Raw genomic sequence first — 26,401 nt, forward strand, 5'->3', positions numbered from 1 at the left:
GGCTTTACGTTGCCATAGGATATATTATCATGGAAATCAAACAAACGTTTGTTTGAATAACATTGGCTGATGGCATCCCGTTTGTCGAGCTATTGACCCCCTGTGATTTTGTCCTCAGTATTAGGGCGCTGTTGCCGGGGATGCCCGCCGCATTAACATTTTAAACCCATGGCAGGATACGAGGAATCTATGAAGGTTCTGGTCGCTGTAAAACGAGTGATTGACTACAACGTCAAGGTTCGCGTAAAGCCGGACAACACCGGCGTGGACCTTTCCAATGTCAAGATGGCAATGAATCCTTTCTGCGAGATTGCCGTTGAAGAAGCGGTACGTCTCAAGGAAAAGGGCGTCGCCACTGAAATTGTCGCCGTCACTATCGGCTCGAAGGTCAGCCAGGAACAGCTGCGCACCGCACTTGCCCTGGGCGCAGACCGCGCCATTCAGGTCGAGACGGACGAGGACGTTCAGTCCCTGGACGCTGCCAAGATGCTGAAGGCTGTAGTGGACAAAGAGCAGCCGAATCTTGTGATCATGGGCAAGCAGTCCATTGATACTGATAACAACCAGACTGGTCAGATGCTGGCCCAGCTGGCGGGCATGCCCCAGGGCACCTTCGCCTCAGAAGTTGATGTGGAAGGTGAGAAAGTCAAGGTCACACGTGAGATTGACGGCGGCCTGATGACTGTCTCTCTGAACCTGCCGGCAGTGGTTACCACCGATCTGCGTCTGAACGAACCGCGCTATGCTTCGCTTCCCAACATTATGAAGGCCAAGAAGAAGCCGCTTGAAACGGTCAGCCCGGCGGATCTGGGTGTCGACATCGCGCCGCGCCTCAAGACGCTTAAAGTTGAAGAGCCACAGCCACGTCAGCCCGGCATCAAGGTTGAAAGCGTTGAGGAGCTGGTCGACAAACTGAAGAACGAAGCGAAGGTGATTTAAATGAGTACACTGGTTATTGCAGATCACAATAAGGGTGAGCTCGCCGGTTCCACTCTGAGCGTCATCGCCGCGGCGAAGGCCATTGGTGGTGACATCGATGTTCTGGTTGCCGGCACGGATATTGGCGGTGTTGCTGAACAAGCTGCCAAGGTGGATGGGGTCAATAAAGTACTCAGCGCTGATAACGCTGCCTATGCACATCACCTCGCTGAAAATCTGAGCCTTCTGATTGCCGAAGTGGGCAGAGGCTATAGTCATCTTCTGGCGTCTGCAGGAACGGTGGGTAAGGATACGATGCCCCGGGTTGCAGCTATGCTGGATGTCGCGCAGGTTTCGGACATCATGGGTGTGCACTCTGAAGACACCTTCCTGCGCCCGATCTACGCCGGTAACGCCCTCGCGACGGTTCAGTCAGAAGACAGTGTCAAGGTTGTCACAGTGCGCACGACGAGCTTTGACACAGTTGCTGCGGAAGGAGGAAGTGCTTCGATCGAGTCGGTCGATGCGGCCCACGATGCAGGCATTTCGGAGTTTGTCAGCGAAGATATCCAGGAGTCTGACCGTCCGGATCTGGCCTCCGCTGGCGTCGTTATCTCGGGAGGCCGGGGTATGCAGAATGGCGACAACTTCAAGATGCTGGAATCGGTAGCGGATGTGCTTGGGGCTGCTATCGGCGCTTCCCGTGCGGCCGTCGACGCCGGCTTTGTACCCAATGACATGCAGGTTGGGCAGACCGGTAAGATCGTAGCACCTGACCTTTACATTGCTGTCGGCATCTCCGGTGCCATCCAGCACTGGGCCGGAATGAGCGATTCCAAGGTCATTGTGGCCATCAACAAGGACGAGGATGCTCCCATTTTCCAGGTGGCGGACTACGGCCTTGTGGCGGATCTGTTCGAGGCAGTGCCGCAGTTTGAGGAAGAGCTCAAGAAAGTGGTCTGATAAACCTTCTCTTCTGTAGCAGGCTAAAATGTAAGCCGTACCCTCAGGGGTGCGGCTTTTCTGTGTATAACGACTCACAAAGTGGCCACATGCTGACGCAAACGCACGCAATTATTCTCGTTGCAACGCTTGTGGCGCTGATTGCCTCTGTCGTTATTCACTGCACGGTAGCGACCGCTCTAATGCGACGCTTCGACGGCGTCACCTCCAAACAATCCACATCGATGGTGATTATGGTGCTGGGACTGTTCGTCGCTCATGTTGTCGAGATCGTATTGTTTGGCGCGATCTCTTGGCTGCTATCCCAGCTTGGTGGGGCAGGCTCTTTGGCCGGTGGACCAGTGTCGACAATCATGGACTACATTTACTTTTCCACTGTGACCTATACCACCCTCGGCTATGGGGAAATTTACCCGGTTGGCGCTATTCGTTTCATCTTTGGAACAGAAGCTCTGATCGGTTTCATGCTGATCACCTGGTCCGCATCGGTTACCTTTCTGCAAATGCAACGCCTCTGGCGCTGACCACTGGCTTACGGACACGATGCCATGCATCTCCGCGGTGACGCAGGGATCAATGCTACAATTAGACTTTCAAACGCTCCGGTCGACTCTTTCCGCAACCATCAGGACTTTTGGGTAGTCAATGATAATCGAAGTTGTCTCTCTTTCGTTCGCGTTTGTTTTCGGTCTTCTCGTCCGTCAGGTTGGTCTACCGCCCCTCGTGGGCTTCCTTGCCGCCGGTTTTGCCCTGAATGTGTGGGGGCCATCATTCGGCCTGCCTCCGCGGGCCGGGCCCTTTTTGGATCATGTAGCCCATTTAGGGGTACTGCTCCTGCTGTTCACGGTGGGACTGAAGCTTAAGCTCAGGCACCTTGTTGAGCCTGCCGTTGTTGGTGGGGCGCTGCTGCATTTCACGGTCAGCGTCAGCATTTTCGGGGCAGGGGTGCTTCTGTTTCTGGACATCGAACTGGCAAATGCCCTGTTACTGGCTACAGCGTTGGCCTTTTCGAGCACTGTTCTCGCCGCCAAGGTGCTTGAGGCTAAAGGTGAACTTCGATCCTTCCACGGGCGTGTGGCCATCGGTATCCTCATCCTACAGGACCTGATCGCACTGGTGGTGCTCAGTGTTGCGGGCGGGCAAACGCCCTCCATCTGGGCACCTGTGGTACTTGTACTGCCCCTGCTTCGACCCGCGATACACTGGCTCATGGACGTGGCAGGTCACGAGGAACTGTTGGTGCTGATGGGCGTGGTGCTGGCGGTTGCAGTGGGTGGTTATGGCTTTGAAGTGGTCGGGCTCAGCTCGGAGGTCGGAGCGCTTGCCATGGGAGCGCTCCTGGCGAACCATGCCCGTGCCCAGGAACTTGCCCATTCGCTCTGGGGCCTCAAAGAGATCCTGCTCGTGGGGTTCTTTCTACAGATTGGTATGTCAGGCCTGCCAGATACCCAGGCGTTGGTGTTCGCTCTGGGGATGGCGGTAATCATGCCGCTCAAAGGCCTTTTATTCTTTGCGCTGCTCATACTGTTCCGCCTGCGGGCGCGCAATGCTTTTCTGGGAGCGCTCAGTCTGACCAGCTACAGCGAGTTCGGTCTGATTGTGGCAGCCAGTGTGCTGGAGGAGTGGCTGGTGCCGCTGGCCATCACCGTCGCAGTGTCCTTCCTGATCGCGGCACCGCTGAACCGCCTTGCCCATCCGCTGTTTGACCGGCTGGAGCTGCGCCTGCGGCGATACGAACGTAAAAGTTATCATCCGGACGAACAGCCGGTTTCCATCGGAGCCGCGGAGATCCTGGTTGTGGGCATGGGCCGTACCGGTCAATCAGCCTTTAACTCCGTCAACTCGGCCGGGAAAACCGTGGTCGGTATGGACGCGGACCCGGACAAGGTTGAAAAACAACGCAGTAAGGGGTGGGACGTGGTTTATGCCGATGCCGAGGATATTGAGCTCTGGCAGGGTCTTGATTTCACGGGGCTGCAGGCTGTGATCCTGGCCATGCCGCATCTTGAGGGTAAGGTTGTTGCCGCCCGAAACCTGCGCAAGATGGGATTCACAGGCCCTATTGTAGCGAACGCGTTCCATGATGATGAGGCAACCCCTCTGCAACGGGCCGGGGTTTCCGAGACCTATCAGGCCATGGCGGGTGCTGGCATCGGCATCGCCGACAAGACCCGGGAGGCGTTAGCTGTGGCGGGACAACCCGCCACCTGAGGTATCTAGTCCTGAAGCGCCGGGTGTCCTACAAAGTGCGCCAGAGCTTCCGGGTTGGCCAGGGCCTCCCGGTTGTGCACGGTCTCGCCATGGATGACCTGGCGCACTGCCAGCTCTACGATCTTGCCGCTCAGCGTCCGTGGTATGTCCTGGACCTGCAGGATCAGGGCCGGCACATGCCGAGGTGTGGTGTTTTCCCGAAGGGTTACACGGATGCGCGCGCGCAGTTCATCCGAAAGTTCCTCGCCCTCACGCAGACGCACAAACAGAACCACACGCTGATCGTCCTCCCATTGTTGGCCTACGGCTATGGATTCCAGCACCTCGTCCAGCTTCTCGACCTGACGGTAGATCTCGGCGGTGCCGATGCGTACGCCGCCCGGGTTGAGCACCGCATCGGCACGGCCGTGGATGATCATGCCCTGCTGGGCTGGTGCTGAATCCGTGGCCGGACGGTCGCGGATCTCGCCGAAGTCGCCGTGCGCCCAGGTGCCCTCAAAGCGACTGAAATAGGCTTTGTGGAAGCGTTCGCCGCCCGGATCCTTCCAGAACCCGACCGGCATGGAGGGGAAGGGCGCACGGCAGACGAGTTCGCCTTTTTCTCCTGTTACCGGTTGGCCACCGTCGTTGTAGATGGCTACGTCCATTCCCAGCCCGAGGCACTGGAGTTCGCCCCGGTAGACCGGCAGCGTCGGGTTGCCGAGGGCAAAGCAGGAGACGATGTCGGTGCCGCCGGAAATGGAGGACAGGCAGACGTCCGGCTTAACGTCCCGGTGAACGTAATCGAAACTCTCATGGGCCAGCGGGCTGCCGGTTGAGAGAATCGCTTTCAGCGGATCCAGACCGTGGGTCTCACGGGGTTTGAGGCCGTTTTTCTCACATGCGGCGTAGTATTTAGCGCTGGCGCCGAAGACGGTGATGCCGTGTTCCTCAGCGAGGTTCCAGAGCACCTCCGAGGTGGGCGCCATGGGCGAGCCGTCGTAGAGCACGGCCGTTGCGCCCAGCGCTAGAGTGCTGACCAGCCAATTCCACATCATCCAGCCAGTGGTGGTGTAGTAAAAGACCACGTCGTCTTGGTCCACATCCGTGTGCAGCCCCAGTTCCTTGAGGTGCTGGAGAAGAGTGCCGCCGACGCCGTGGATAATGCACTTGGGGGCGCCCGTGGTGCCCGAGGAGTAGAGGATGTAGAGCGGGTCATCGAAGGCCACTGGGGTGAAGCCGGCGGCGGGCTCGCTCTGGAGGGCTTCGGCCCAGTCCATGGCGCTGTCCTGGAGCTGCCAGGGGTATTCCGGGTGGTTGTTGACGCGGACCTGCAACCGGAGTTCGGGCAGGGCGTCGGCGAGCTGCTGCACACGTTCGCGGGTGTCGATGCCCCTGCCGTTGTATTGGTAGCCGTTGACGGCGAGCAGCGCCTTGGGTTGGATCTGGCCGAAGCGTTCGAGCACGCCCTGGTAGCCGAAGTCCGGGGAGCAGGAGGACCAGACGGCGCCCAGGCGGGCGGTGGCAAGCATGCCAATAACGGCTTCGAGGCCATTGGTGATGAAGGCGGCGACGCGATCGCCTTTGGTGATGCCGTGTTCCTGGAGGGTACCGGCGAGGCGGGCGCTGGCTTCGCGCAGTTCGCCGTAGGTGATCTGTCGGCCGCGGCCGTCTTCGCGCTGTTCGATGAGGGCGACGCGGTCGGGTTCGCCGCGCAGGAGGTTCTCGGCGAAGTTGAGGCGGGCGCCGCCGAACCAGGTGGCGCCGGGCATCTGGTCGCCGTTTTCGAGGATGCGGCGGGCCTGGTATTGGCCGCGAACGTCGAAGTATTGCCAGATGGTTTCCCAGAAATCGGCCGGGTTCTGGGTGCTCCATTGGTGGAGACTTTGCCAGGTGTTGCCGGGAGTGTGGCCCTGGGTGTGGAGCCAGTTGTGGTAGTGGGTGATTCGGCTGGTCTGGATGCGGTCGTTTGTTGGGGTCCAGATGGGTTGGTCTGTCATTTTCGGTGGATCCCTGTTGGTTTTACCTTCAGTTTAACATTGCATGGCTTGTGCGACTTTCGAGGGCGTACGTCGGTTGAGGGTCTCACAGATCTCGTTGCCAATGCGGCAAACCGCCTGTAGGTCGACGCCAGTGCTCAGGCCCTGGCCTTCGAGCAGGTAGAGCAGGTCCTCGGTAGCGAGATTGCCGGAGGCGCCTGGGGCGTAGGGGCAGCCGCCGAGGCCGGCGACGGCGCTGTCGAACGTTCGGATGCCGCGGTTGAGGCCCTGGAGGATATTGGCAAGGGCCTGGCCGTAGGTGTCGTGGCAGTGCAGGGCGAGGCGTTCGACCGGAATGCTTGGGAGTACGGCATCGAGGACAGAGTCTATTTCCCTGGGGCGGGCGACACCGATGGTGTCGCCGAGGGAGATGTCGTTGCAGCCCAGTTCGAGGAGGCGTTCGGCGACGTCCGCGACGTTGCCCGGTGCGATGCGGCCGGCATAGGGACAGTCGAGGACGGTGGAGATGTAGCCGCGTACGTGGATGCCCGCATTGTTGGCGGCTTCGACCAGTGGGGCGAAGCGCTCAAGGCTCGCTGTGATGGTGCAGTTGATGTTTTTCTGCGTGAAGGCATCGGAGGCGGCGGTGAACACGGCAATGCGGTCGACGTTGGCGGCCAGGGCGGCGTCGAGGCCTTTCTGGTTGGGGATCAGGGCTTCGATTGAGAGGCCGGAGCGGCGCCGGATGCTGGCGATGACCTGGTCGGTATCGGCCATTTGAGGCACCCATTTCGGCGAAACGAAACTGCCGGCCTCGATGCGGTTGAGGCCGGCTTCCGCCAGCGCGTTGAACCAGCGGGCGCGGGTGGTAGCGTCCACGGGGATGCTTTCGTTCTGGAGGCCGTCGCGGAGGCCGACTTCGACGATTTCGGCGTGATCACTCATGGGGGGTCCCCGTTTGGTTCGAAGGCGATCAGGGTCTGGCCGGAGCTGAGGCTGTCGCCTTCGCTGCAGTAGAGTTCCGTTACGATGCCCTCGGCTGGGGCGGTGATGGTATGTTCCATTTTCATGGCTTCCATGACCACCAGGGGCTGGCCCTTGGTCGCATGGTCGCCGGCTGCGCAGTGCAGGGCGACGACTCGGCCGTGCATGGGGGCGGTGAGGGTGGCGCTGTCTTCCTTCGTCAGATCCATTTCCGGATGATTGACGCGTACGGCCCAGGATTCGCCCTCGGCGAACAGGGTGACGCCTGCCGGTGAGCAGCTTATGGCTTTGAGGGTCAGTTCCCGGCGCGCCTGGTCAAGCGTTTCAATCACGACTGTGCCCTGGTGGCCCTGGCGTTGCCAGCGCAGGGTGAGGGTTTGGCTGAGGCCTCGGAGCGAAGCGTACCGCCAGCCGCTGGATACGGGCTGCAGTGCGTACTCGATCGTGTGGCGCTCACCCTGGTGGATTTCGACACGCTGCCAGGGCTCGCCCACAAGGCGCCAGCCGGTGAACGTGCTCCATGGGTCCGTTGAGGTGGTGGCGGCTGCCGGCTGTTTGAGCCAGAGCCAACCCAACAGGCCCAAGGCCACCGAGGTGTCCCCGTCAATCGCCGGCACCACCAGATCGGCTTCATGTTGGTCCACAAAATGCGTCTTTAGATCCCTGTTGATAAACGAATCATGGCCAAGTATCCGGCATAGGTAACCAACGTTGATGGCGAAGCCACCCAAGTGGTAGTGGGTCAGGGCATGCCGGAGTCGGGTGATAGCCTCCTGGCGGTCCCTGCCATGGGCGATCACTTTGGCTAGCATGGGGTCGTAGTGGTTGGAAACGGTCACCCCCTGGGCAATACCGGAATCGACTCGGATGCCTTGCGTACCTACGGGTTCGTTCAGGTACTGGACACGGCCGCTGGTTGGCAGGAAGCTGTGGTCCGGATCCTCGGCGTAGACACGTGCTTCCACGGCATGACCGTTGATCTGCAGTCCTTCCTGGGGCCAGGGCAGGGGTTCACCCAGGGCAATGCGGATCTGCCATTCTACGAGATCGAGACCGGTGATGGCCTCGGTTACCGGGTGTTCCACCTGCAGGCGCGTGTTCATTTCCATGAAGTAGAAGTGCCCGTCGGGCCCCAGCAGAAACTCCACGGTGCCAGCGTTGCGATAGCCGATGGCATGAGCACAGCGCAGAGCAGCGTTGGCCATGGCCTCGCGGGTGGGGTCTGTAAGATCAGGGGCCGGCGCCTCTTCCAGGATCTTCTGATGGCGGCGTTGGATGGAGCAGTCGCGGTCGAACACGTGGCGGCCATTGCCGTGATGGTCGAACAGGACCTGGACTTCTACATGACGGGGGTGGTCCACGAAGCGTTCCAGAAGGACCTGGTCGTTGCCAAAGGCAACGCTGGCCTCGCGTTGGACCCCGTCCAGGGCATTGCGCAGCTCGCCGAATTCGCGCACCACGCGCATGCCCTTGCCACCTCCACCAGCGCTGGCCTTGATCAGTAGCGGCAGGCCAATGCGATGGGCTTCGGATTCGAGGTAATCCAGGGACTGGTCATCGCCATGGTAGCCGGGCACCAGCGGTACACCAGCATCTTCCATCAGCCGCTTGGCGGCTGTCTTGTCGCCCATGGCGGCAATCGCGTCGGTCCCCGGGCCGACAAATTGGATCCCCTCGGCTTCGCAGCGTCGGACCAGTCCCGTGCTCTCCGACAGGAACCCATAGCCGGGATGGATCAGGTCGGCGCCGGTCTCCCGGGCGGCCTGAAGAATGCGCTCCGGATCCAGGTAGGATTCGCGGGCGGATGCGGGGCCGATAGGCACGGCCTGATCCGCCTCGGCCACAAACGGCGCTCCGCGATCCGCTTCTGAATGAACGGCCACGGTGCGCAGCCCCATAAGGCGCGCGGTGCGCATGATGCGAGCGGCGATCTCGCCCCGGTTGGCGATCAGCAGGGTATGGTCACTCATGAGCGCCGGCCTTCCGCCACGCGGGGGTTTCCTTTTGCATGAAGGCCCGCAGGCCCTCCTGGCCTTCGGTGTCGGTGCGCACCCGGGCGATGATGGAGGCAGTGAACTCATCCACGCCATCGTCGGCGGCCGGATCGTGCAGCCGGCGCACCAAGTGCTTGCACTCGGCCTGGGCCTCGGGGCCCGCCTGCATCAGCTGAGCCGCCATTGCTTCGACCCGTTCATCAAGCGCCCCTGGGGCGGCCAACTCATGGATCAGCCCAAGCGAGTGAGCCTGTTCCGCCTCGATCAGTTCCGCACTGAGCATGTAGCGCCGGGCCTGGCGCTGGCCCAGAGTGCGCACCACATAGGGGCCGATGGTGGCCGGTACCAGTCCGAGGCGCACCTCGCTCAGGCAGAACCGGGCGTCAGTGGCGGCAATGGCAATGTCAGAGCAGCAGATCAGTCCTAGAGCGCCTCCGAAAGCAGCGCCCTGGACCCGGGTCAGCGTGGGTTTGGGGCATTCGTCCAGCAGGCGCATGAGGTGGGCGAGCGCCAGGGCGTCCTGGCGGTTCTCTTCGGCGGTCATAGCGGCGGTGGACTGCATCCATTCCAGGTCGGCGCCGGCGGAGAAATGCTTGCCTTCGGCGGCCAGCAGAACCGCGCGGACGTCATTATCCTGCGCCGCCGCCTCAATGGCGGTGCTCAGTTCACCGATGATCGACGCATTGAAAGCGTTCCGTTTGTTCGCACGGTTGAGCCGGATGCGGCGCAATCCTTGGTGGGGCGTATCGACCAGCACGGTAGGGTCATTGTCGCTCATATCAAGCTCCTTACATCCGGAAAACGCCGTAGCGCGTGTCGGCCTCGGGGGCGTTCAGTGCCGCGGACAGGGCGAGGGCAATCACCTCCCGGGTTTTGACCGGGTCGATGATGCCGTCGTCCCAGAGCCGGGCGCTGGCGTAGTAGGGGTGGGACTGGCGTTCGAACTGCTCGATGACAGGCTGCTTGAACGCCTGTTCATCCTCGTTGGACCAGGTGTCGCCCTGGCGCTCGATGGCACTGCGTTTCACGTCCGCGAGAACCCCGGCAGCCTGTTCGCCGCCCATCACGGCAATGCGCGCGTTGGGCCACATGAACAGGAAGCGCGGCTCGTAGGCACGCCCGCACATGCCGTAGTTACCGGCGCCGAAGCTGCCGCCGATGATGACGGTGAACTTGGGCACCCCGGCGCAGGCCACCGCATTGACCAGCTTCGCGCCGTGGCGGGCGATGCCGCCCTGTTCCGCCTCGCGCCCAACCATGAAACCGGTGATATTCTGCAGGAACACCAGCGGGATGCCGCGCTGGCAGCACAGTTCCACGAAGTGCGCCCCCTTCTGGGAGGATTCCGAGAAAAGGATGCCGTTGTTGGCGATGATGCCCACGGGCATGCCGGCCCAGTGCGCAAACCCACACACCAGGGTGGTTCCGAAGCGGGCCTTGAATTCGTCGAATTCGGAGCCGTCCACCAGCCGGGCGATGATCTCGCGCACATCGTAGGGTGTCTTGAGGTCCGTGGGTACGATGCCGTAGAGCTCTCCCGCTGGGTAGAGCGGCTCTTTGGGCTCACGCCGCTGCAGCCAGTCGCCCTTGTGCCAGTTGAGATTGCCGATGCAGGCACGGGCACGCTCCAGCGCATCCTCCTCGCTGTGGGCGAGATGGTCCGCCAACCCAGAGGTGCTGGTATGCATGGCGGCACCGCCCAGCTCCTCGGCGGAGACGGTTTCACCGGTGGCCGCCTTGACCAGCGGCGGGCCGGCCAGATAAACCGTGCTCTGGCCTTCGACCATGATGGCCTCGTCCGCCATGGCGGGCACGTAAGCGCCACCGGCAGTGCAGGGGCCCATGACCACGGCGATCTGGGGGATGCTGTTGGCCGAGAGATTGGCCTGGCGGAAAAAGATATGGCCGAAGTGGTCGTGATCCGGGAAGACCTCGTCCTGCTGGGGCAGATTGGCTCCGCCCGAGTCCACCAGGTAAATGCAGGGCAGGTGGTTCTCGGCGGCAATGGTCTGGGCCCGGAGGTGTTTCTTGACGGTCAGCGGGAAGTAGGTGCCGCCCTTGACGGTGGCGTCGTTGCCCAGAATCATGCATTCGACGCCGTTGACCCGCCCGATACCGCCCACGGCACCGGCGGCCGGAACCTCGCCCTCGTAGACCTGATAGGCCGCCATGGGTGCCAGCTCCAGAAAGGGGGAGCCGGGATCCAGAAGGCGGTTGATGCGCTCGCGCACCGGCAGCTTACCCTTGCTCCGGTGGCGTTCCCGGGCCTTTTCGCCGCCGCCTTCCCGGACGGTCTCAAGTTTTTCCGTCAGGTCATCGACCAGCCCCTGCATGTGCTCGCGGCGTTCCTGGAAAAGGACATCCTCGGTGCTGATCCGGGATTCAAGAATGGTCATGACTCACTCCGTTTCCTTGAAGAGTTCCCGTCCGATCAGCATACGCCTGATTTCCTGGGTGCCAGCACCGATCTCGTAGAGCTTGGCGTCGCGCAGCAGCCGGCCTGAGGCGTACTCGTTGATGTAACCGTTGCCGCCCAGAATCTGGATGGCTTCCAGCGCCATTTTTGTGGCCTTCTCGGAGCAGTAGAGGATGGCTCCAGCGGCGTCCTTGCGGGTCGTCTCGCCCCGGTCACAGGCGGCCGCCACGGTGTACAAGTAGGAGCGGCAGACGTTGAGCTCGGTGTACATATCCGCGACCTTGGCCTGGACCAGCTGAAACTCGCCGATGGCCTGACCGAACTGCTTGCGTTCGTGCACGTAGGGCAGAACCAGGTCCAGACAGGCCTGCATGATGCCCACTGGGCCACCGGCCAGCACGACGCGCTCGTAGTCCAGCCCTGACATCAGCACTCGCGCGCCATCGTTCTCGGCGCCCAGAATGTTCTCTGCGGGGACCCAGGCATCCTGAAAGATCAGCTCGGAGGTGTTGGATCCGCGCATGCCGAGTTTGTCGAGCTTGGGGCCCTGGCTGAAACCGGGCGTATCCCTTCCGACGAGGAAGGCGGTAATGCCTTTGGCTTCCTTCTCCGGATCGGTTTTGGCGTAAATCACGTAGACGTCCGCATCCGGGCCGTTGGTGATCCACATCTTGCTGCCGTTCAGGCGATAGCCGTCACCCTCTCGGGTGGCGCGAAGCTTCATGCTGACCACATCCGATCCCGCATTGGGTTCGCTCATCGCCAGTGCGCCGACGTGTTCGCCGGTCATCAGTTTCGGCAGGTAGCTTGCTTTCTGTTCGCCACTGCCGTTGCGGAAGATCTGGTTAACGCAGAGGTTGGAGTGGGCGCCATAGCTTAGGCCTACGGAGCCAGAGGCCCGGCTGATCTCCTCCATGGCGATGGTGTGGGCGAGGTAGCCCATGCCAGTGCCGCCGTCGGATTCCGAGACGGTCATGCCTAGCAGTCCCATATCGCCCAGCTTGGGCCAGAGATCCCGGGGGAAGGCGTTGTCGTTGTCGATGGCCGCTGCCCGCGGAGCGATCTCGCCCTGGGCGAACTGGCGCACCTGATCCTGCAACATGACGGTGGTATCGTCGAGATTGAAGCTGAGGCCTGGATAGGTCATGGGTACTCCGGATTATTGTTGTTGGTTACGGTTCATGGTGTCGAGGCAGCGCTGCTCCGCCTCCTCAAGCTCCATCTGCATCAGCTGGAGCTCGCGCATCTGGTCGTTCAGCTGTTCACGTCGATCGCGAATTTTTTTCAGTAAGGCATTGAGTTGCCGTTCATTTCCGGATTCCGGGTCGTACATTTCGATGATGTCCCGGGACTCGGCCAGGCTGAACCCCAGGCGTTTGCCCCGCAGAATAAGCTTGAGCTTGACCCTGTCAGCATCGCTGTAGATGCGCTGTTGGCCCTCGCGCCTTGGGTCAAGAAGGCCGGCTTCTTCATAGAAGCGGATGGTGCGGGTGGTGATGTCGAACTCTCGCGCCAGGTCGCTGATGGTGTAGGTTGTCTGGCTTTCCGCACTCATGGAACGATCCTTTAACTATAACGTTGACGTTAACGTAAAGGTTAAAGCGCTCGCAATCGTGAAGAGAGATGGAATCAGTCCCCAGTGATGCTGAGCATGCGGTCGCGGAGATGACGCCACTGCTGAACCTCGTCGGCGCTGCCAACACGACGGTCTGAACGTTCATCTCGGCTCAACCAGAGATCGGTGCCATTGAAGCTGTACACGGGTTTGAGATCGGTGCGCCGGGAGGCGGGCTGGATCTGATTGACCAGGTTATCAAGGATCAAGGGCTCGGCGTTGGGGTCGGGATACCAGGCGAGCACCATGTGCGCCTGCTCTAGATGGATTGCATCCACGTAGGTGATACGCAGGCGTTTTTCGGGCACTCCCATGGCGCGCAGCGTCATGTACTTGGCGTTGGCAAACTCCTCGCAGTCGCCGGCATCGGTGGCAAGGAACTCGACAGGGGTGGCCCAGTAATCCCTGAGGCCCCAATGGTCGATGTCCCAGACGAATTCACGCTTATTAAAGAAATGGTTGACGGCCAGAACCTGTTCGGTCTCCGTGACGTCACGGTGTTGTTCAATGAGCTCGTCCCAGTCAGTCAATCGCTGCTTTGCCGCGTTGCCGTACTCACGCTGGACGTATTCCAATAGATCCTTGCCCAGGTCGATACCGTGGGCGAGGCCAGTGAGCAGTACCGCCATAACCAGACCCAGGCGCATAGAACGGATTCCGGATTAGTTGCTGAGCCGTTCACGGAGTTTATTAAGTCGGCTCCGGACGTCACTGGAACGATCAGCGGAGGGCGCCGCGCCTTCCGTTGCGTCGCTGTCACTGTTGTTCGGTGACGAGCGCTGGTTGCTGCCCAGCGCCAGCCGGTTCCCTTCATTTTCGGGAAAAGTAAGGGTTTCCAGCGCACCAGCACGCTCAATGACGATCCGGCGCTGACGCACTTCGCGCAAGCTGGCATTGCCGGGCAGGGCATCACCAATACGATAGACTTTGGTCTCGCCATCAGGTCCCTCTACGAGTGCACTATCGGTTTCATCCGTGTCTCCCGCCATTACACCCCGGAGCACGAGCTGCAGGTTGGTTTCCGGAAGGGTCTCCGCACGTTCCACAGGTTCGTCGGTCTGGTCTCCGGCGGTGCCGAAAAAGGCCAGCTGCTCCAACTGAGGCGGGGCAGCATCCCTTTCCCGACTGCTGTCCGTCGAAGCGTTATCTCTGGCAACGGCCTGCGGCGTAGCGGAAACGTTTTCTCTCATCCGGAGCCCCTGCCAACCAATCAGTGCCAGTATTGCCACAGCGAGCACTGCTGCTGTGACCACGGGGATGGCATTAATGCGTTTTTCCATGGACAATCAGCCCTTTCCGGTGACCGGGAATGATGGTTGCCTTCATTATCCCGGGATACTAACGTAACCACAAACCAACACCGCACGGTTTGCGATATGGGCGAAACCCTGAACGACACGCGCACCACGGAAGCCAGACTGCCCTTCAGTTTTGCCCGACGCAATGGCGTTGTGCTTACCCGGGATGATGAGGGTGAACTGGAATTGCTGGTGCGGCCGGGAGCATCGGCCCGGGCTATTGCCGAAGCCACCCGTCTGAGTCGAGGGCGCGCCCGGCTTCGGGAAATGGAAGCCGAGGCGTTTGATGATGCACTGACTCGTGCGTACCAGAACGATTCCGAGGAAGCCATGCAAATGGTGGAGGGGATTGGCGAGGATATGGATCTCGCTAGCCTTGCGGAATCGGTTCCGGAAACGGAAGACCTTATGGAACAGGAGGATGACGCACCGGTTATCCGCCTGATTAATGCCATTCTTACCGAAGCGATCAAGAGTGGTGCTTCGGACGTTCACATCGAGACCTATGAAAAACGGTTGGTAGTGCGTTTCCGGGTGGACGGGGTGCTGCGGGAAGTAGTCCAGCCCAAGCGGGCTCTGGCACCACTGCTGGTCTCGCGCATCAAGGTTATGGCGCGGCTGGATATCGCCGAGAAACGGGTGCCTCAGGACGGGCGCATTTCGCTGCGCGTGGCCGGGCGGGAGGTAGACATCCGGGTGTCCACCATGCCGTCTTCCAATGGCGAACGCGTGGTGCTGCGCCTGCTGGACAAGGAGGCCGGGCTTCTGGAGCTGGATTCCATCGGAATGTCCGAGCGGGATCTGAGCCTGGTCAAGAATCTGGTGAACCGCCCCTACGGCATCATTCTGGTCACTGGTCCCACAGGATCGGGTAAGACCACAACACTCTATGGCGCTCTGAGCGAGATCAATGATCGCTCGCGCAATATCCTGACCGTTGAAGACCCAATCGAATACAACCTGCCCGGTATTGGACAGACCCAGGTGAACCCCAAGGTGGACATGACCTTTGCACGGGGCCTGAGGGCGATCCTGCGCCAGGATCCGGACGTGGTCATGATCGGCGAGATCCGGGACCTGGAAACCGCCGAAATCGCGGTACAGGCCAGCCTGACCGGCCACTTGGTGCTGTCCACACTGCATACGAATACTGCGACTGGCGCCATTACGCGCCTGATTGACATGGGCGTGGAGCCTTTCCTGATCTCCTCAAGCCTCGCTGGTATTGTTGCCCAGCGCCTGGTACGGATGCTGTGTACGGAATGCCGCCAACCCTATACACCAGATGCCACCGAATGCCGCTTCCTGAACGCCGATCCTGACAACCCACCCACCATCTATCACAACGGGGGCTGTGATGCCTGTAACCAGCTGGGTTACCGGGGGCGTATGGGGATCTACGAAGTGGTTGGCATCGATGAGGGGCTCCGGACCCTGATCCATGATCGGGCCGCAGAGCAGTCCCTGGAACAGGCAGCACGTGAGCGCGGACCCAGCATCCATACTGATGGTGTAAGCAAGATCCTTAACGGCACCACCACGGTAGAGGAAGTGCTGCGGGTGACGCACCGGGGATGATTCATGGCAGCATTTGAATTCAAGGCGCTAGACGCCCGTGGTAAGCAGAAGAAAGGCGTTCTGGAGGCCGACAGTTCGCGTGCTGTTCGCCAGCAGTTGCGAGACCGGGGTTGGGCACCGCTGGAGGTGTCACCGACGCAAGAGCGCCAGCAGGGGACCGGGTTCTCCCTGGGCAGGGGGCTGTCGGCTGCCGACCTGGCGCTGGTTACACGCCAGCTGGCCACTTTGATCCAGTCCGGCATACCCGTTGAACAGGCCCTTGCCGCCATTGCCAACCAGGCCGACAAACCGCGTATCAAGAGCATGATGCTGGCTGTTCGTGCCAAAGTGCTGGAAGGTCATACGCTGGCTGGCAGCCTGGGGGAGTTCCCCTCCGCATTTCCGCAGCTGTACCGCGCAACGGTGGCTGCCGGCGAGCATGCCGGGCATATGGATCTGGTACTCAACCGCCTTGCTGACTACACCGAAGCCCGTCAGGAGGCCCGGCAGAAGATCCAGCTGGCGGCCATCTATCCAGTAATACTGACCTTCGTAGCCATTGCTATCGTCATCTTCCTGCTGACCTATGTGGTGCCGGACATCATTGATGTGTTTGTGCGCAGTGGGCAGGAGCTACCGCCGCTGACCAAAGGACTGCTGGCGGTCAGCAGCTTCTTTGTGGATTGGGGATGGCTTTTGCTGATACTGCTGGTGGTTGGGGGGATCGCTTTCCGGATCGCAATGCGCCGCCCGTCTTTCCGCCTCAGGTTTCATCGCCAGCTACTTCATGTACCCTTTATCTCCCGATTGAGCCGAGGCATGAATACAGCCCGTTTCGCCAGTACTGTGAGCATTCTCACAAGCAGTGGCGTACCGTTGGTGGAGGCAATGCGTATTGCTGGCGAGGTATTGTCCAATGAGTACCTGAAAGAACGGATCCGGGAAGCGACGCAATCGGTGAGTGAGGGTGGGTCGCTGAAGAATGCTCTGGAGAATACCGGCTACTTTCCGCCGATGATGATCCACATGATCGGCAGTGGTGAGGCCAGTGGCGAATTGGACCAGATGCTCGAACGCACAGCTACACACCAGGAGAACGATCTTCAGGGCAAGATTTCCGCTCTGGTCGGGCTTTTTGAGCCCCTAATGCTGCTGGTGATGGGAGGGGTGGTACTGATCATCGTTCTGGCGATCATGCTGCCAATCATGAATATGAGCCAACTAATGGGTTGATGATAATGACGCAAGCAAATCGTAGTCGTGGTTTCACACTGATTGAGATCATGGTGGTAATGGTGATCCTCGGGCTTCTGGTCGCGCTGGTGGCTCCAAACATCATGGGCCGCGGGGATGAGGCAAGGGTCACCGCCGCCGAGGCCCAGCTGCGCAACATCAGCAGCGCTCTGGACCTTTACCGATTGGATAACAGTCATTATCCGTCTACTGAACAGGGGCTTGATGCGTTGGTGGAGAAACCCGGTGGCTCTCCAGAACCCTCCAACTGGAATCCGGATGGCTATATGAGTGCGATCCCCAAAGATCCCTGGGGTAATGATTACCAATATGTACAACCGGGTTCCGAAGGCCCCTACGATCTTTACTCCTACGGAGCGGACGGCCGCGAGGGCGGTGAAGGCGTGAATGGCGACATCAGCGTCTGGGACGTGGAAGAGTAGATCCGGCATGGAGCGTTGTCAGCGACTATCGGGGTTCACTCTCATTGAGCTGATGGTGGTGCTTGTTGTGGTGAGCCTGCTGATCAGCCTTGTGGGGCTCAGCGTTGGCGGCGGCGGGGAAAGGCGCGAGCTGGAGGAGATGACGCGCAGTCTCTATCTCAGGATGCAGGCGGCTTCCGAGCAAGCTGTCATGACCAATCGTGAGATCGGCATACGGTTCCGCGAAGAGGGCTATGGCTTTGTCGAACTGGATCGTAACCAGGGCCAGTGGGCGCCCCTTCCGCGCGGCGGTCTTGCTGGAGGCAGCCTGCCCGAATGGGTAGAGCTTGATCTGATGACCGATGGTGGTGAAGCGCAGGCCCTGGAAACGGACGATGATGAAGAGCAATCGCAGCCGGATCTAGTGTTTTTCTCCTCAGGCGAATCCACTGCTTTTGACCTCTACCTCTGGTGGGAAGGAGCGTCCGATGGAAGCGCACAGATTTTGACCAGTGATGGCGCAACCGGGGTTGAATGGCTCCAGCCCGGTGACGAGGACTACAGGGGGCGCCTGTAATGCCTGTTGGAGCGGGACGCGCCCGCGGTTTTACGCTCATGGAGGTGATGATTGCGCTGATGATTTTCGGACTCCTGGCTGCCATGCTGCAGCAGGTGGCCTCCGGGTACATGAGCAACTACCGGCGGATTGAAAGTCAGACCATGGCTTCCTGGATCGCCCAGAACCGTCTCACTGAAATGCGCCTTCAGGATCAGATGCCCGCGACCGGTCAATCGGATGATGAACTGGAATTCGGAGGCCACGAGTGGGAAGTGGAGACCGACGTCAGTAATACTGAGGACTCCGCAATACGGCGAGTGGAGATCACCCTTTACCGCGTGCAACCGAATCATGGCAACCCAGTGCAGCAGTTGGTTTTCACAGGTTTTCTGGGGCAGCGTAACCGATGAGGACAAGCAAGCGGGAACACGGGTTTACCCTGCTCGAGGTTCTGATCGCGGTATTCATCACCAGTATGATTTCGCTCGGCGTCTGGCAGGTCATGAATACCTTGATGGCTTCCCGTGACGGTATTGAGCGGGTTTCCGGCGCCTTCCGCGATGTTCAGCAAACCATTTCCCTGCTGGAGCGGGATCTGCTTCAGGCCGTTAAACGGCCCGTAAAGGATGCCTATGGTGAACGCCTTCCGGCACTGACGAGCCGCAGGAGCGGCGCGGATCTGGAGCTGACGCGCCAGGGATGGCGCAACCCGCTTGGGGACAAGCGCAGCCAGCTCCAGCGTGTGGCCTGGGAGTATCAGGAAATCGAGGAACGTCTGATCCGTCGCTATTGGCCGGTTCTGGACCGTGCTCAGAGTACCCAGAGCCGGGAGCAGGCGGTGCTAGAGAATGTCGGATCCGTAGAGGTACGGTTCCGCGACCCTAATGGCCAGTGGCTGAGCGAGTGGCCGGCTGACAGCGGAAGCAGCGGTGGATTTGCTGAAGCTGAAGGCACCGATGTCCTCCGAATGCCCTTGCCACGTGCGGTAGAGGTGGTGATCGAGCATCAGCGTTTTGGGACACTGCGCCGGGTCGTGGCGCTGGGTGAATCCATGGCGCTCAGCAGCGGTCGGGGCGACCCGAATGGTGACGATGGGGAGAGCAACGAATGAAACCCGCGCGCTTTAATGGCGAAAAGGGCGTGGCGTTGATCATCGTCCTGATGGCGTTCGCGCTCGGTTCCATCCTGGCCTCGGGGATGCTGTCGCGCCAGAGCGTGATGATTCGGGGCGCAACCACCTACCTGGCCCAGAATGACGCCCGGAGCCTGGCTTTCGGAGCAGAAGCGTTCGCGCGCCAGTTTCTCGCACGCGATCTTGAGGGTAGCGGCAAAACCCAGGATAAAGACAGCAGCAGTGGCCAAGGAGAAACCACCACTGGACAGGAGGTGGATCATCCCAATGAGGACTGGGCGCGTAACGCTCTGACGCTGCCAGTGGAGCAGGGGGTGATCGAAGCCCAGATCAATGACCTGCGTGGTCGCCTGAACCTCAATGCGCTGACGGAGGTTGATGGCACGGTAAACAAACGCCAGCGCGACAGGCTGGACCGGCTGCTACGTGCGCTGGAAATCCGCAACGTGCGCACCGAGACCTTCATCGACTGGGTGGACGCGGATGATCAGCGTACCGGCGGGGCTGGCGCTGAGGACAGTGATTACATGCTCCTGGATCCAGCCTATAGGGCCGCCGATCAGCCCTTTGTGAGCGTAACCGAAGTCCGGCTTCTTGACGGTATGAGCGAGGCATCCTATCAGCGACTGCGTCCACATATCACGGTTCTGCCGAACCGGGACGGTAGCCTCAATGTCAACTTCGCTTCGCCCCTCGTGATACGCTCACTGCATGATCGCATCACCGAGGGGCAGGCGGAGAGCGTTCATGAGACGCTGCGAGAGTCGCCGGTGGAGGACGTGGAGGCGTTCCTGGCACTGCCCGAGTTCGCTGGCTTGGGGCTGGAGGCGGACGGTCTTGGAGTAAGCACGGACTTCTTTGAAATCGCCGCAAAAGTCAGCGTCAGTGGTACAGTGTTCCGGATGGTTTCAAAGGTCCAGCGCACGCGCGACGGTCAGGTCAGGGTGTTGTCCCGGGATACCGGCAGGAACCAGCTGATCACTAAGGAACAGATTCAGGCGTCTGAATAGACGCATTTGCACAGGGCTAGAGCAGACGGATGATATGGCCTATCAACTCTACATAAGAGCGGGAACCGAAGCCGGTGAAAACGCCGACGCCGAACGGTTTGAATGGGTGCTATTGGATGCCTCCGGCAGTAATGCCGGTGAAGGCCAGGGGGAGACCCGGGATACACTGGAAGCCAAGCTTCAGTCGATTGGCGTGGAAGCCGCCGAGGTCATCGGGATTATACCGGCGTTTGACGTAACGCCCTGTTCCGCGCGTATTCCCGGCCGCCAGAAGCGCATGATCCGGCAGGCGCTACCTTTTGCCGTAGAAGAACAGCTGGCACAGGATATTGATTCTGTTCATCTGGCTCTTGGCGAACAGACACATAATGAATGGCAGGTAGCAGCGATTGATCGGGAGCGTATGGATGTCTACGCAGCCTGGTTCGAAACCTTCGGCTATCCGGTTCAGGCTATCCATGCGGATGCCATGCTGCTGCCTGTCGCCCAGCACCAATGGACCATCCTGGTGGAGGAAAACCAGGCGTTGATCCGGCAACGTGATGACAGCTGGTACGAAGTGCCTGTCGAGGGTCTGGGTGTGTTCATGGACTCTCTGATTGAGGCTTATGGTGGCGAAACACCGCCGGGCGTCTGTCTTCTGGCAACACCGCAGGCGGCGGAAGTACACCGGATGGCACTCGCTTCACTGGAGCAGCACCCGGATGCGCTCATCCATGTGGAAACCCTTGAGCAACCGCCTCTGCGTCTGATGGTTGCAAGTCTGGCTGAAGGAGACGCGCAAGCAATCAACCTCTGCCAGGGCGAGCACGGAGCGCACGCAAGCGGGCACTCACCCCTGTGGCGCTGGCGTGCCGTCGCCGTTGTGGCTGTTATCGGCCTTGTAGCCCAGCTTGGTTTCATGGCTGCGGAAGGTGTCTACTACCGCAATCAGGCGGAGCGCTTTGATGAACAGGCCGTCTCAATCTACCGTGACTACTTTCCGGATGACAGTCGTACCCATGCCGGCAATCTGCAGCGCGTTGTCCAGGGCAAAATGCGTGCAGCCAGCGAAGGTGGTGGCGGCGGTGATTTGCTGGCCATGCTGAGAGCAACAGGGCAACAGTATCAGCGTCTTGATGAGCCGCAGAGCCTTCGCTTTGACGCCATCCAGTTCAGCCGCAGCCGGGGTGAACTGCGGGTCGAGCTCCGCGGCCAAAGCTTCGCCCAGCTTGATACCATGCGGAACGGACTCAGCAGCTCTGGTTTCAATGCCCGTATTGGCTCCGTCGTCAACAATGACGATGGCACCGAGGCGCGGCTCACGGTCAGACAGGGAGGTTCAGGATAATGCCTGAGATAATCCGCAAGATCCCGGCAGCGCGCTCCGCCATTGCCCATTACGAGCAACTGAGCAACCGGGACAGGCGCGCCCTTCAAATCATGCTTGTAGCACTGGCACTGGCCATTCTGTACCTCGGGATCTGGCGCCCGATTGTGGAGTTCAGAGGCGAAGGTTATGAGCGGATGCAACAGGCGCGTGAGAGGGTAGCTTGGGTCAGCGCCCGCGAACAGGACCTGAAACGCATTGCCCAGAAAGGCGAGTCCGGGCAGGGTGCCTCGCTTGGTGATGCGGATCTGCTCAAGACGGTAACCGAGTCAGCCGATCGATCGGGTCTGCCGTTGCAGCGCTTTGAACCCAGTGGTGATGACGCTATGCGGCTGTGGCTGGAGGCCGTGCCGTTTACGGATCTGACCCAGTGGCTGGCCCATCTGCAGAGCAAGTATGGACTGGCCGTCGATCAGGCCTCGCTGGATAGAACCAAAAAACCCGGTCTGGTGGATGCCCGCCTGACCCTCGCACCCTGATTCGGAGGAAAAAGTGTCGAATTCCCCTGATTACGATCTTATTGTCATCGGAGCTGGCTCCGGGGGCGTCCGTCTCGCGCGTATGGCCTCCCAGTCCGGAGCGCACGTTGCCATTGTGGAATCCGCAGATCTCGGGGGGACCTGCGTCAATGTGGGCTGCGTGCCTAAAAAGCTCTTCGTTTACGGCGCCCATGTGAGAGAAGACATTGAGGATGCCAGGGGGTATGGATTTGATGTCGCGGATGAAGCCATCCGATTTGACTGGGCGACCCTGAGAGATAATAAGACCAGTGAGATCCAGCGCCTCAATGGCATTTATCGGCGACTGATCGATAACGCCGGAGTGACCCTTATTGAGGGCACAGCCAGCATTGAGGATGCTGGCACCGTGCAGATTGACGGTACTGTCCTGACAACCGAGCGCATTGCCATCAGCACCGGCAGTAAAGCGGTAGTTCCGGATATCCCCGGAAGTGAGCATGCTCTTATTTCAGATCACATGTTCTATCTGGACGAACTCCCTGAAACAGCAACCGTCTGGGGTGGTGGCTATATCGCCGTGGAGTTTGCCGGCATCCTTGCAGGGCTTGGCGTCCAGACGACGCTGATCTACCGGGGCGAGCGTTTTCTGCGCGGCTTCGACGGTGACATCCGGGAGCATGTAGCCCACGAAATGGCTCGTAAGGGCGTTGATCTGCGTTTCAATACCAATATTAACGCCATAACCTCAACCGCCGAGGGTTATGAACTGGCCCTGACAGACGGCACCACTCACCGGACCGGGCTTGTACTGGCCGCGACCGGGCGTGTCCCGCGCACCGAAGGCCTGGGGCTGGAATCCTTGGGGGTCGCGACCGATGATGGCGGCGCTATCATCACCGATGATCATTTCCGGACCAGTGTTTCCGGCATCCATGCTTTGGGCGACGTCATTGGCACCCCCCAGCTGACCCCGATAGCCATTGAGCAGGCCATGGTGATGGTCGATCAGCTTTATGGCAGTGGAAGTAAGCGTATGGATTACACCCATATCCCGACCGCCGTGTTCTGCCAACCGCCAATCGGTACTGTCGGACTCTCCGAGCAAGAGGCGCGGGAGGCCGGTTATTCCGTCACAATTTACCGCACCTCATTCCGTCCGATGAAGCACACGCTCTCCGGCCGTGAAGAGAAGGCGCTGATGAAGCTGGTCGTTGATTCGTTCACAGATCAGGTCCTGGGGGCTCATATGGTAGGCCCCGAAGCGGGTGAGATGATGCAGGGCATCGCTGTGGCGCTGAAAGCCGGCGCCACCAAGGCGGTATTTGACAGCACTGTCGGAATCCACCCGACTTCAGCAGAAGAATTTGTGACCATGCGTGAGCCGGCCACCGACTGAACCTACGGCTATAGCGGGAGCACCCGCCTCAGTGTGTCTCGCAGGCCATCACGTCGGACCGGTTTGGGCATATAGGCGTCCATACCCACCTCCAGGCAGGACTCCTCAGTGTCTGGCAGTACGTCCGCAGTCATCGCGATCACCGGCGTCTGCGGGCTCTGAGTGCGGCGTTCACAGGCTCGTATCCGGCGCGTCGCCTCCCAGCCATCCATGCCCGGCATCTGACAGTCCATGAGGATAACATCATAGCGGTGGCCGCTTTCGCAGATGTCGTCCACCGCGGCTGCCCCATTGGAGGCACAGCGCACATGGAATCCCAGATTTTCCAGCTGACGGGCAGCGACGCGCTGATTGACTGGGTGGTCCTCAACAACGAGTGCCTCGTGAACTCCGGAATCCAGAGAAGAAGCGGTTGTGGGGATATCGCCTTCGGCATCCGGATCGGGCGCCCACTCCCGCACCTTCATCGGGATCACAAAGCGGAATCTGCTGCCACATCCCGGCTCCGAATCGACGGCAATATGCCCTCCCATCAGCTCCACCAGGCGCTGGACCAGTGGCAGGCCGAGACCAGTACCGCTACTGCAGCGTGACGACGGCGAATCCAGCCGTTCGAAGCTGTCAAACATGTCCCCCAGTCTTTCAGTTGGTATACCCGCTCCGCTGTCACTGACCTCGCAGATCAGTGTTCCCTCGATTTCGTCGTCCAGGCGCCAGGTGGCCGTGATCGTTACCTCGCCTTCAGGCGTGAATTTGATGGCGTTGCCGATCAAATGCGCAAGAACCTGACGCAGGCGCCCCGGGTCGCCAAATACCTCCGGTGTTGTCTCCCAGTCGCCCTCAAGCTTCAGGCGGTAGCTGAGGTGGCTGAGTTCGGCGTCGTGGCGGAAGGAGGCAAAACAGTTTTCGATGACACTCTTAGGATCGAAGGGGGTATCCTCAAGCTCCAGACGACCGCGCTCGATACGGGAAAAATCCAGGAGGTCGTTGATGATGACCAGTAGATCTTCGGTGGAACGACGTGCGGTAACAACATAGTCCTGCTGGTTGGGGGCGAGTGCTTCCTCTTCGAGAAGCTGAAGCATACCGATCACTCCGTGAAGCGGAGTGCGCAGCTCATGGCTCATCATGGCCAGAAAGTCAGATTTGGCACGACTGGCCTGTTCGGCTTTGTCCCGAGCCTGAGCCAGCTCCTGAAAGCTGATCTCCTGTTCCTTCTCTGCTGAACGCAGACGCTGAGTCATCGCCTCCACCGCCTGCTGTAGAGATTGGATCTCACGTGCCACGCTGGGTTCGCGTCCAGTAAAGTCCGGGGCGGCGTCCGGTAGTTTCTGCACGTTGTCGGCAAGCCGCTCAATGGGCCGGCTCAGGCGCTGAGCGAGACGACCTGAAAACAGGAATGTGGCCGCGAAAAGAATCAACCCGATGCCGGCAGAGGTCCAGAGTATGTCCCGCTGCTCGCCCGCCAGCTCAGCCTCAGAAACCGCAATCTGGATCTTGCCGAGGCGGCGACCATCGTTTTCCTGCCAATCGTCGGTGGCCATGGAATTGACCCCGTTTCGCCGCCCTACGGCATCAAGGTTGATTGCGGTCTGTCGTACTGGGCTTGTGAAATGGTGCACCGTTGCATCCGGTGGGGATGCTTCAGAAACGACTGCCAGCACATCGCCGTTGCGGTTGATCACCTCAATGCGGTGAGCGGCGGAGCGTTTCAGAGTCTGGCTGATGATACCGTTGAGTTCGGCCTGGTTACCGGAAATCAGAGGGAACTCAACAGCAGGGCCGAGATTGTCCGCAGTCAGCTGAGTGCTACGGAAAAGGCTTTGGCGCGCATCCTCCAGTCGTGCCTGAGTAAAGAACAGCAACATCAGCACAAACATGGCGACGGCGGGCAGCATGCCAAGCAGCAGCAGGCAGTGATAGAGGGTCCAGCGGACGTTTTTCATGGTTCGTCCTCCTGGTGGCGCGTAAGGGTCTTTTTCAGTTCTTCTTCTGAGGGCACAAGCAGATCCATGGAGCGCGCCACTTGCTCATTGACCGCAACGCTGAACGTCCGCGGATAACGCGGGCTTTGCAACTCTCCCTCATCACGCCAATGGCGGATCAGTTCGACCGCCTCCCGGATCTGACCCCGGGAACTGGTATAGGTGGACGCTACAGCTCCAGCGTTGACAAAGGCGCGGGAGGGGCCGATAACAAGGCGGTTGCTGCGGTAACTGGTCAGCAGTAGCGGCTTGACTGTCTGGCGGTTGAAAATGCTCGGATCCGGCGTCCCCAAGAGAAAGTCGCCGTAGCTGAGCGCCCTGGCGAGATGCCGTATGAGCCGATCCTGGGAAGGGATTACGAAGACCCGTGATTCCAGCCCGATCTTACCGAGGCGGGTGCGGAGATCACTGTAACGCCCAGCCTTTTCCGGCGAGGCGAGTATGGCTGCCTTACCGGCTCTGGGGATGATCAGCTGGCCCAGCCGAGCCTGCCGAAGGAGGGGAGGATCTGAGTAGATCGCCGAGAATTGATTCTGACTCTGGATGATCGAATGGATGGCCTGAGACTCGGTGAATAGAGCCAGGATGGGCTGTTCCGGGCTGTTGGCGCGGATCTCGGACAGTGTCGCCTGACCAAGGGTGATGACCAGATCGTCAGAGCCGACGCCGGCGGATCCGGCGCGGAACACCACATCATCGAATTGCTGCGATAGCAGACGTCTTGTCTGCTCATATCTGGGGTGATCCGTGGGCGCGACTTGGATGGTTGTCGGCGACTCGGCCAGAGCGGCTCCGGCCGGGCACAGCGAGGCCAGAAGTACCAGGAGCCCCCTGCACCCCCATATCGGGCCCTTTCGCCGCCCCGCGAGGCGTGCGATCAGGCGGTTCCCTGCCTGCAAGAGTCGATTACACATAGCCTG

The 26,401-nt window shown here is 60.2% G+C and carries 25 protein-coding genes; 14 read left to right on the forward strand and 11 right to left on the reverse strand.

What is annotated here, in order from left to right; translation table 11 throughout:
• Window positions 1-189: 189 nt before the first annotated feature.
• The 4 genes from AAF659_RS04770 to AAF659_RS04785 all read left to right on the forward strand — a co-directional run bounded on the left by AAF659_RS04770 (window position 190) and on the right by AAF659_RS04785 (window position 4,092).
• Window positions 190-939 (forward strand): electron transfer flavoprotein subunit beta/FixA family protein, encoded by a 750-nt coding sequence (locus AAF659_RS04770; protein WP_349750537.1) that lies wholly within the window; start codon window positions 190-192, stop codon window positions 937-939.
• Window positions 940-1,881 carry an electron transfer flavoprotein subunit alpha/FixB family protein gene (locus tag AAF659_RS04775; protein ID WP_349750538.1) on the forward strand — a complete coding sequence of 314 codons (942 nt, stop codon included), beginning with the start codon at window positions 940-942 and terminating at the stop codon, window positions 1,879-1,881.
• Window positions 1,882-1,970: 89 nt separating this feature from the next.
• The gene (locus AAF659_RS04780; protein ID WP_349750539.1) at window positions 1,971-2,405 is read left to right on the forward strand and encodes an ion channel; all 435 of its coding nucleotides are present in this window, start codon (window positions 1,971-1,973) and stop codon (window positions 2,403-2,405) included.
• 121 nt (window positions 2,406-2,526) lie between these two features.
• Window positions 2,527-4,092 carry a cation:proton antiporter domain-containing protein gene (locus AAF659_RS04785; RefSeq protein WP_349750540.1) on the forward strand — a complete coding sequence of 522 codons (1,566 nt, stop codon included), beginning with the start codon at window positions 2,527-2,529 and terminating at the stop codon, window positions 4,090-4,092.
• Window positions 4,093-4,097: 5 nt separating this feature from the next.
• On the opposite strand, the gene AAF659_RS04790 is transcribed toward AAF659_RS04785, so the two are convergent.
• The 9 genes from AAF659_RS04790 to AAF659_RS04830 all read right to left on the reverse strand — a co-directional run bounded on the left by AAF659_RS04790 (window position 4,098) and on the right by AAF659_RS04830 (window position 14,339).
• On the reverse strand, window positions 4,098-6,071 hold the full coding sequence (locus AAF659_RS04790; protein WP_349750541.1) for an acetoacetate--CoA ligase: 1,974 nt from the start codon (window positions 6,069-6,071) through the stop codon (window positions 4,098-4,100).
• Window positions 6,072-6,104: 33 nt separating this feature from the next.
• Window positions 6,105-6,995: a hydroxymethylglutaryl-CoA lyase gene (locus tag AAF659_RS04795; protein ID WP_349750542.1), complete on the reverse strand. Its 891-nt coding sequence runs from the start codon at window positions 6,993-6,995 to the stop codon at window positions 6,105-6,107.
• Entirely contained in the window at window positions 6,992-9,004 is a 2,013-nt protein-coding gene (locus tag AAF659_RS04800; RefSeq protein WP_349750543.1) for an acetyl/propionyl/methylcrotonyl-CoA carboxylase subunit alpha, read from the reverse strand. Before AAF659_RS04800 ends, AAF659_RS04795 begins: the two co-directional genes overlap by 4 nt.
• Window positions 8,997-9,806, reverse strand: coding sequence for an enoyl-CoA hydratase-related protein (locus AAF659_RS04805; protein ID WP_349750544.1), 810 nt, complete (start codon window positions 9,804-9,806; stop codon window positions 8,997-8,999). Before AAF659_RS04805 ends, AAF659_RS04800 begins: the two co-directional genes overlap by 8 nt.
• Window positions 9,807-9,816: 10 nt before the next feature.
• Window positions 9,817-11,424: a carboxyl transferase domain-containing protein gene (locus tag AAF659_RS04810; RefSeq protein WP_349750545.1), complete on the reverse strand. Its 1,608-nt coding sequence runs from the start codon at window positions 11,422-11,424 to the stop codon at window positions 9,817-9,819.
• Between the two features lie 3 nt (window positions 11,425-11,427).
• On the reverse strand, window positions 11,428-12,591 hold the full coding sequence (locus AAF659_RS04815; protein WP_349750546.1) for an isovaleryl-CoA dehydrogenase: 1,164 nt from the start codon (window positions 12,589-12,591) through the stop codon (window positions 11,428-11,430).
• A gap of 12 nt (window positions 12,592-12,603) precedes the next feature.
• Complete coding sequence (locus AAF659_RS04820; RefSeq protein ID WP_349750547.1) at window positions 12,604-12,999, reverse strand: MerR family transcriptional regulator; 396 nt, start codon at window positions 12,997-12,999, stop codon at window positions 12,604-12,606.
• 74 nt (window positions 13,000-13,073) lie between these two features.
• Complete coding sequence (locus AAF659_RS04825; RefSeq protein WP_349750548.1) at window positions 13,074-13,706, reverse strand: transglutaminase-like cysteine peptidase; 633 nt, start codon at window positions 13,704-13,706, stop codon at window positions 13,074-13,076.
• Between the two features lie 15 nt (window positions 13,707-13,721).
• Window positions 13,722-14,339: a type II secretion system protein N gene (locus AAF659_RS04830; RefSeq protein WP_349750550.1), complete on the reverse strand. Its 618-nt coding sequence runs from the start codon at window positions 14,337-14,339 to the stop codon at window positions 13,722-13,724.
• 96 nt (window positions 14,340-14,435) lie between these two features.
• Here AAF659_RS04830 and gspE point away from each other — a divergent pair, with 96 nt between their 5' ends.
• The 10 genes from gspE to gorA are packed head-to-tail and all read left to right on the forward strand — an operon-like array spanning window position 14,436 to window position 23,496.
• Window positions 14,436-15,935, forward strand: coding sequence for a type II secretion system ATPase GspE (gene gspE / locus AAF659_RS04835; RefSeq protein WP_349750551.1), 1,500 nt, complete (start codon window positions 14,436-14,438; stop codon window positions 15,933-15,935).
• A 3-nt stretch (window positions 15,936-15,938) separates the two neighbouring features.
• On the forward strand, window positions 15,939-17,147 hold the full coding sequence (gene gspF / locus AAF659_RS04840; RefSeq protein WP_349750552.1) for a type II secretion system inner membrane protein GspF: 1,209 nt from the start codon (window positions 15,939-15,941) through the stop codon (window positions 17,145-17,147).
• Window positions 17,148-17,152: 5 nt separating this feature from the next.
• A complete protein-coding gene (gene gspG / locus AAF659_RS04845) occupies window positions 17,153-17,590 on the forward strand; it encodes a type II secretion system major pseudopilin GspG (protein WP_349750553.1) in 438 nt (145 codons plus the stop codon).
• 7 nt (window positions 17,591-17,597) lie between these two features.
• The gene (gene gspH / locus AAF659_RS04850; protein WP_349750554.1) at window positions 17,598-18,146 is read left to right on the forward strand and encodes a type II secretion system minor pseudopilin GspH; all 549 of its coding nucleotides are present in this window, start codon (window positions 17,598-17,600) and stop codon (window positions 18,144-18,146) included.
• The gene (gene gspI / locus AAF659_RS04855; protein WP_349750555.1) at window positions 18,146-18,538 is read left to right on the forward strand and encodes a type II secretion system minor pseudopilin GspI; all 393 of its coding nucleotides are present in this window, start codon (window positions 18,146-18,148) and stop codon (window positions 18,536-18,538) included. Before gspH ends, gspI begins: the two co-directional genes overlap by 1 nt.
• Window positions 18,535-19,239, forward strand: a complete 705-nt coding sequence (gene gspJ / locus AAF659_RS04860) for a type II secretion system minor pseudopilin GspJ (protein ID WP_349750556.1) — start codon at window positions 18,535-18,537, stop codon at window positions 19,237-19,239. The genes gspI and gspJ overlap by 4 nt, the downstream gene beginning before the upstream one ends.
• A complete protein-coding gene (gspK, locus tag AAF659_RS04865; protein ID WP_349750557.1) occupies window positions 19,236-20,270 on the forward strand; it encodes a type II secretion system minor pseudopilin GspK in 1,035 nt (344 codons plus the stop codon). The genes gspJ and gspK overlap by 4 nt, the downstream gene beginning before the upstream one ends.
• 34 nt (window positions 20,271-20,304) lie before the next feature.
• Window positions 20,305-21,600, forward strand: coding sequence for a type II secretion system protein GspL (gspL, locus tag AAF659_RS04870; RefSeq protein WP_349750558.1), 1,296 nt, complete (start codon window positions 20,305-20,307; stop codon window positions 21,598-21,600).
• Window positions 21,600-22,118 (forward strand): type II secretion system protein M, encoded by a 519-nt coding sequence (locus AAF659_RS04875; protein ID WP_349750559.1) that lies wholly within the window; start codon window positions 21,600-21,602, stop codon window positions 22,116-22,118. The genes gspL and AAF659_RS04875 overlap by 1 nt, the downstream gene beginning before the upstream one ends.
• Window positions 22,119-22,131: 13 nt before the next feature.
• On the forward strand, window positions 22,132-23,496 hold the full coding sequence (gene gorA, locus AAF659_RS04880; protein ID WP_349750560.1) for a glutathione-disulfide reductase: 1,365 nt from the start codon (window positions 22,132-22,134) through the stop codon (window positions 23,494-23,496).
• Between the two features lie 8 nt (window positions 23,497-23,504).
• On the opposite strand, the gene AAF659_RS04885 is transcribed toward gorA, so the two are convergent.
• Together AAF659_RS04885 and AAF659_RS04890 are read right to left on the reverse strand one after the other, a co-directional pair.
• Complete coding sequence (locus tag AAF659_RS04885; RefSeq protein WP_349750561.1) at window positions 23,505-25,442, reverse strand: HAMP domain-containing hybrid sensor histidine kinase/response regulator; 1,938 nt, start codon at window positions 25,440-25,442, stop codon at window positions 23,505-23,507.
• Entirely contained in the window at window positions 25,439-26,395 is a 957-nt protein-coding gene (locus AAF659_RS04890; protein WP_349750562.1) for a hypothetical protein, read from the reverse strand. Before AAF659_RS04890 ends, AAF659_RS04885 begins: the two co-directional genes overlap by 4 nt.
• Between the last annotated feature and the right edge of the window lie 6 nt (window positions 26,396-26,401).

Origin of the sequence: Salicola sp. Rm-C-2C1-2 (assembly GCF_040196175.1) — a bacterium.
In the GTDB taxonomy this organism is placed as follows: Bacteria; Pseudomonadota; Gammaproteobacteria; order Pseudomonadales; family Oleiphilaceae; genus Halospina.

What these genes read in the sequence shown, in the direction of transcription:
- AAF659_RS04770 (WP_349750537.1), top strand. Translation starts at nt 190, where the DNA reads ATGAAGGTTCTGGTCGCTGTAAAACGAGTGATTGACTACAACGTCAAG.
- AAF659_RS04775 (WP_349750538.1), top strand. Translation starts at nt 940, where the DNA reads ATGAGTACACTGGTTATTGCAGATCACAATAAGGGTGAGCTCGCCGGT.
- AAF659_RS04780 (WP_349750539.1), top strand. Translation starts at nt 1,971, where the DNA reads ATGCTGACGCAAACGCACGCAATTATTCTCGTTGCAACGCTTGTGGCG.
- AAF659_RS04785 (WP_349750540.1), top strand. Translation starts at nt 2,527, where the DNA reads ATGATAATCGAAGTTGTCTCTCTTTCGTTCGCGTTTGTTTTCGGTCTT.
- AAF659_RS04790 (WP_349750541.1), bottom strand. Translation starts at nt 6,071, where the DNA reads ATGACAGACCAACCCATCTGGACCCCAACAAACGACCGCATCCAGACC.
- AAF659_RS04795 (WP_349750542.1), bottom strand. Translation starts at nt 6,995, where the DNA reads ATGAGTGATCACGCCGAAATCGTCGAAGTCGGCCTCCGCGACGGCCTC.
- AAF659_RS04800 (WP_349750543.1), bottom strand. Translation starts at nt 9,004, where the DNA reads ATGAGTGACCATACCCTGCTGATCGCCAACCGGGGCGAGATCGCCGCT.
- AAF659_RS04805 (WP_349750544.1), bottom strand. Translation starts at nt 9,806, where the DNA reads ATGAGCGACAATGACCCTACCGTGCTGGTCGATACGCCCCACCAAGGA.
- AAF659_RS04810 (WP_349750545.1), bottom strand. Translation starts at nt 11,424, where the DNA reads ATGACCATTCTTGAATCCCGGATCAGCACCGAGGATGTCCTTTTCCAG.
- AAF659_RS04815 (WP_349750546.1), bottom strand. Translation starts at nt 12,591, where the DNA reads ATGACCTATCCAGGCCTCAGCTTCAATCTCGACGATACCACCGTCATG.
- AAF659_RS04820 (WP_349750547.1), bottom strand. Translation starts at nt 12,999, where the DNA reads ATGAGTGCGGAAAGCCAGACAACCTACACCATCAGCGACCTGGCGCGA.
- AAF659_RS04825 (WP_349750548.1), bottom strand. Translation starts at nt 13,706, where the DNA reads ATGCGCCTGGGTCTGGTTATGGCGGTACTGCTCACTGGCCTCGCCCAC.
- AAF659_RS04830 (WP_349750550.1), bottom strand. Translation starts at nt 14,339, where the DNA reads ATGGAAAAACGCATTAATGCCATCCCCGTGGTCACAGCAGCAGTGCTC.
- gspE (WP_349750551.1), top strand. Translation starts at nt 14,436, where the DNA reads ATGGGCGAAACCCTGAACGACACGCGCACCACGGAAGCCAGACTGCCC.
- gspF (WP_349750552.1), top strand. Translation starts at nt 15,939, where the DNA reads ATGGCAGCATTTGAATTCAAGGCGCTAGACGCCCGTGGTAAGCAGAAG.
- gspG (WP_349750553.1), top strand. Translation starts at nt 17,153, where the DNA reads ATGACGCAAGCAAATCGTAGTCGTGGTTTCACACTGATTGAGATCATG.
- gspH (WP_349750554.1), top strand. Translation starts at nt 17,598, where the DNA reads ATGGAGCGTTGTCAGCGACTATCGGGGTTCACTCTCATTGAGCTGATG.
- gspI (WP_349750555.1), top strand. Translation starts at nt 18,146, where the DNA reads ATGCCTGTTGGAGCGGGACGCGCCCGCGGTTTTACGCTCATGGAGGTG.
- gspJ (WP_349750556.1), top strand. Translation starts at nt 18,535, where the DNA reads ATGAGGACAAGCAAGCGGGAACACGGGTTTACCCTGCTCGAGGTTCTG.
- gspK (WP_349750557.1), top strand. Translation starts at nt 19,236, where the DNA reads ATGAAACCCGCGCGCTTTAATGGCGAAAAGGGCGTGGCGTTGATCATC.
- gspL (WP_349750558.1), top strand. Translation starts at nt 20,305, where the DNA reads ATGGCCTATCAACTCTACATAAGAGCGGGAACCGAAGCCGGTGAAAAC.
- AAF659_RS04875 (WP_349750559.1), top strand. Translation starts at nt 21,600, where the DNA reads ATGCCTGAGATAATCCGCAAGATCCCGGCAGCGCGCTCCGCCATTGCC.
- AAF659_RS04885 (WP_349750561.1), bottom strand. Translation starts at nt 25,442, where the DNA reads ATGAAAAACGTCCGCTGGACCCTCTATCACTGCCTGCTGCTGCTTGGC.
- AAF659_RS04890 (WP_349750562.1), bottom strand. Translation starts at nt 26,395, where the DNA reads ATGTGTAATCGACTCTTGCAGGCAGGGAACCGCCTGATCGCACGCCTC.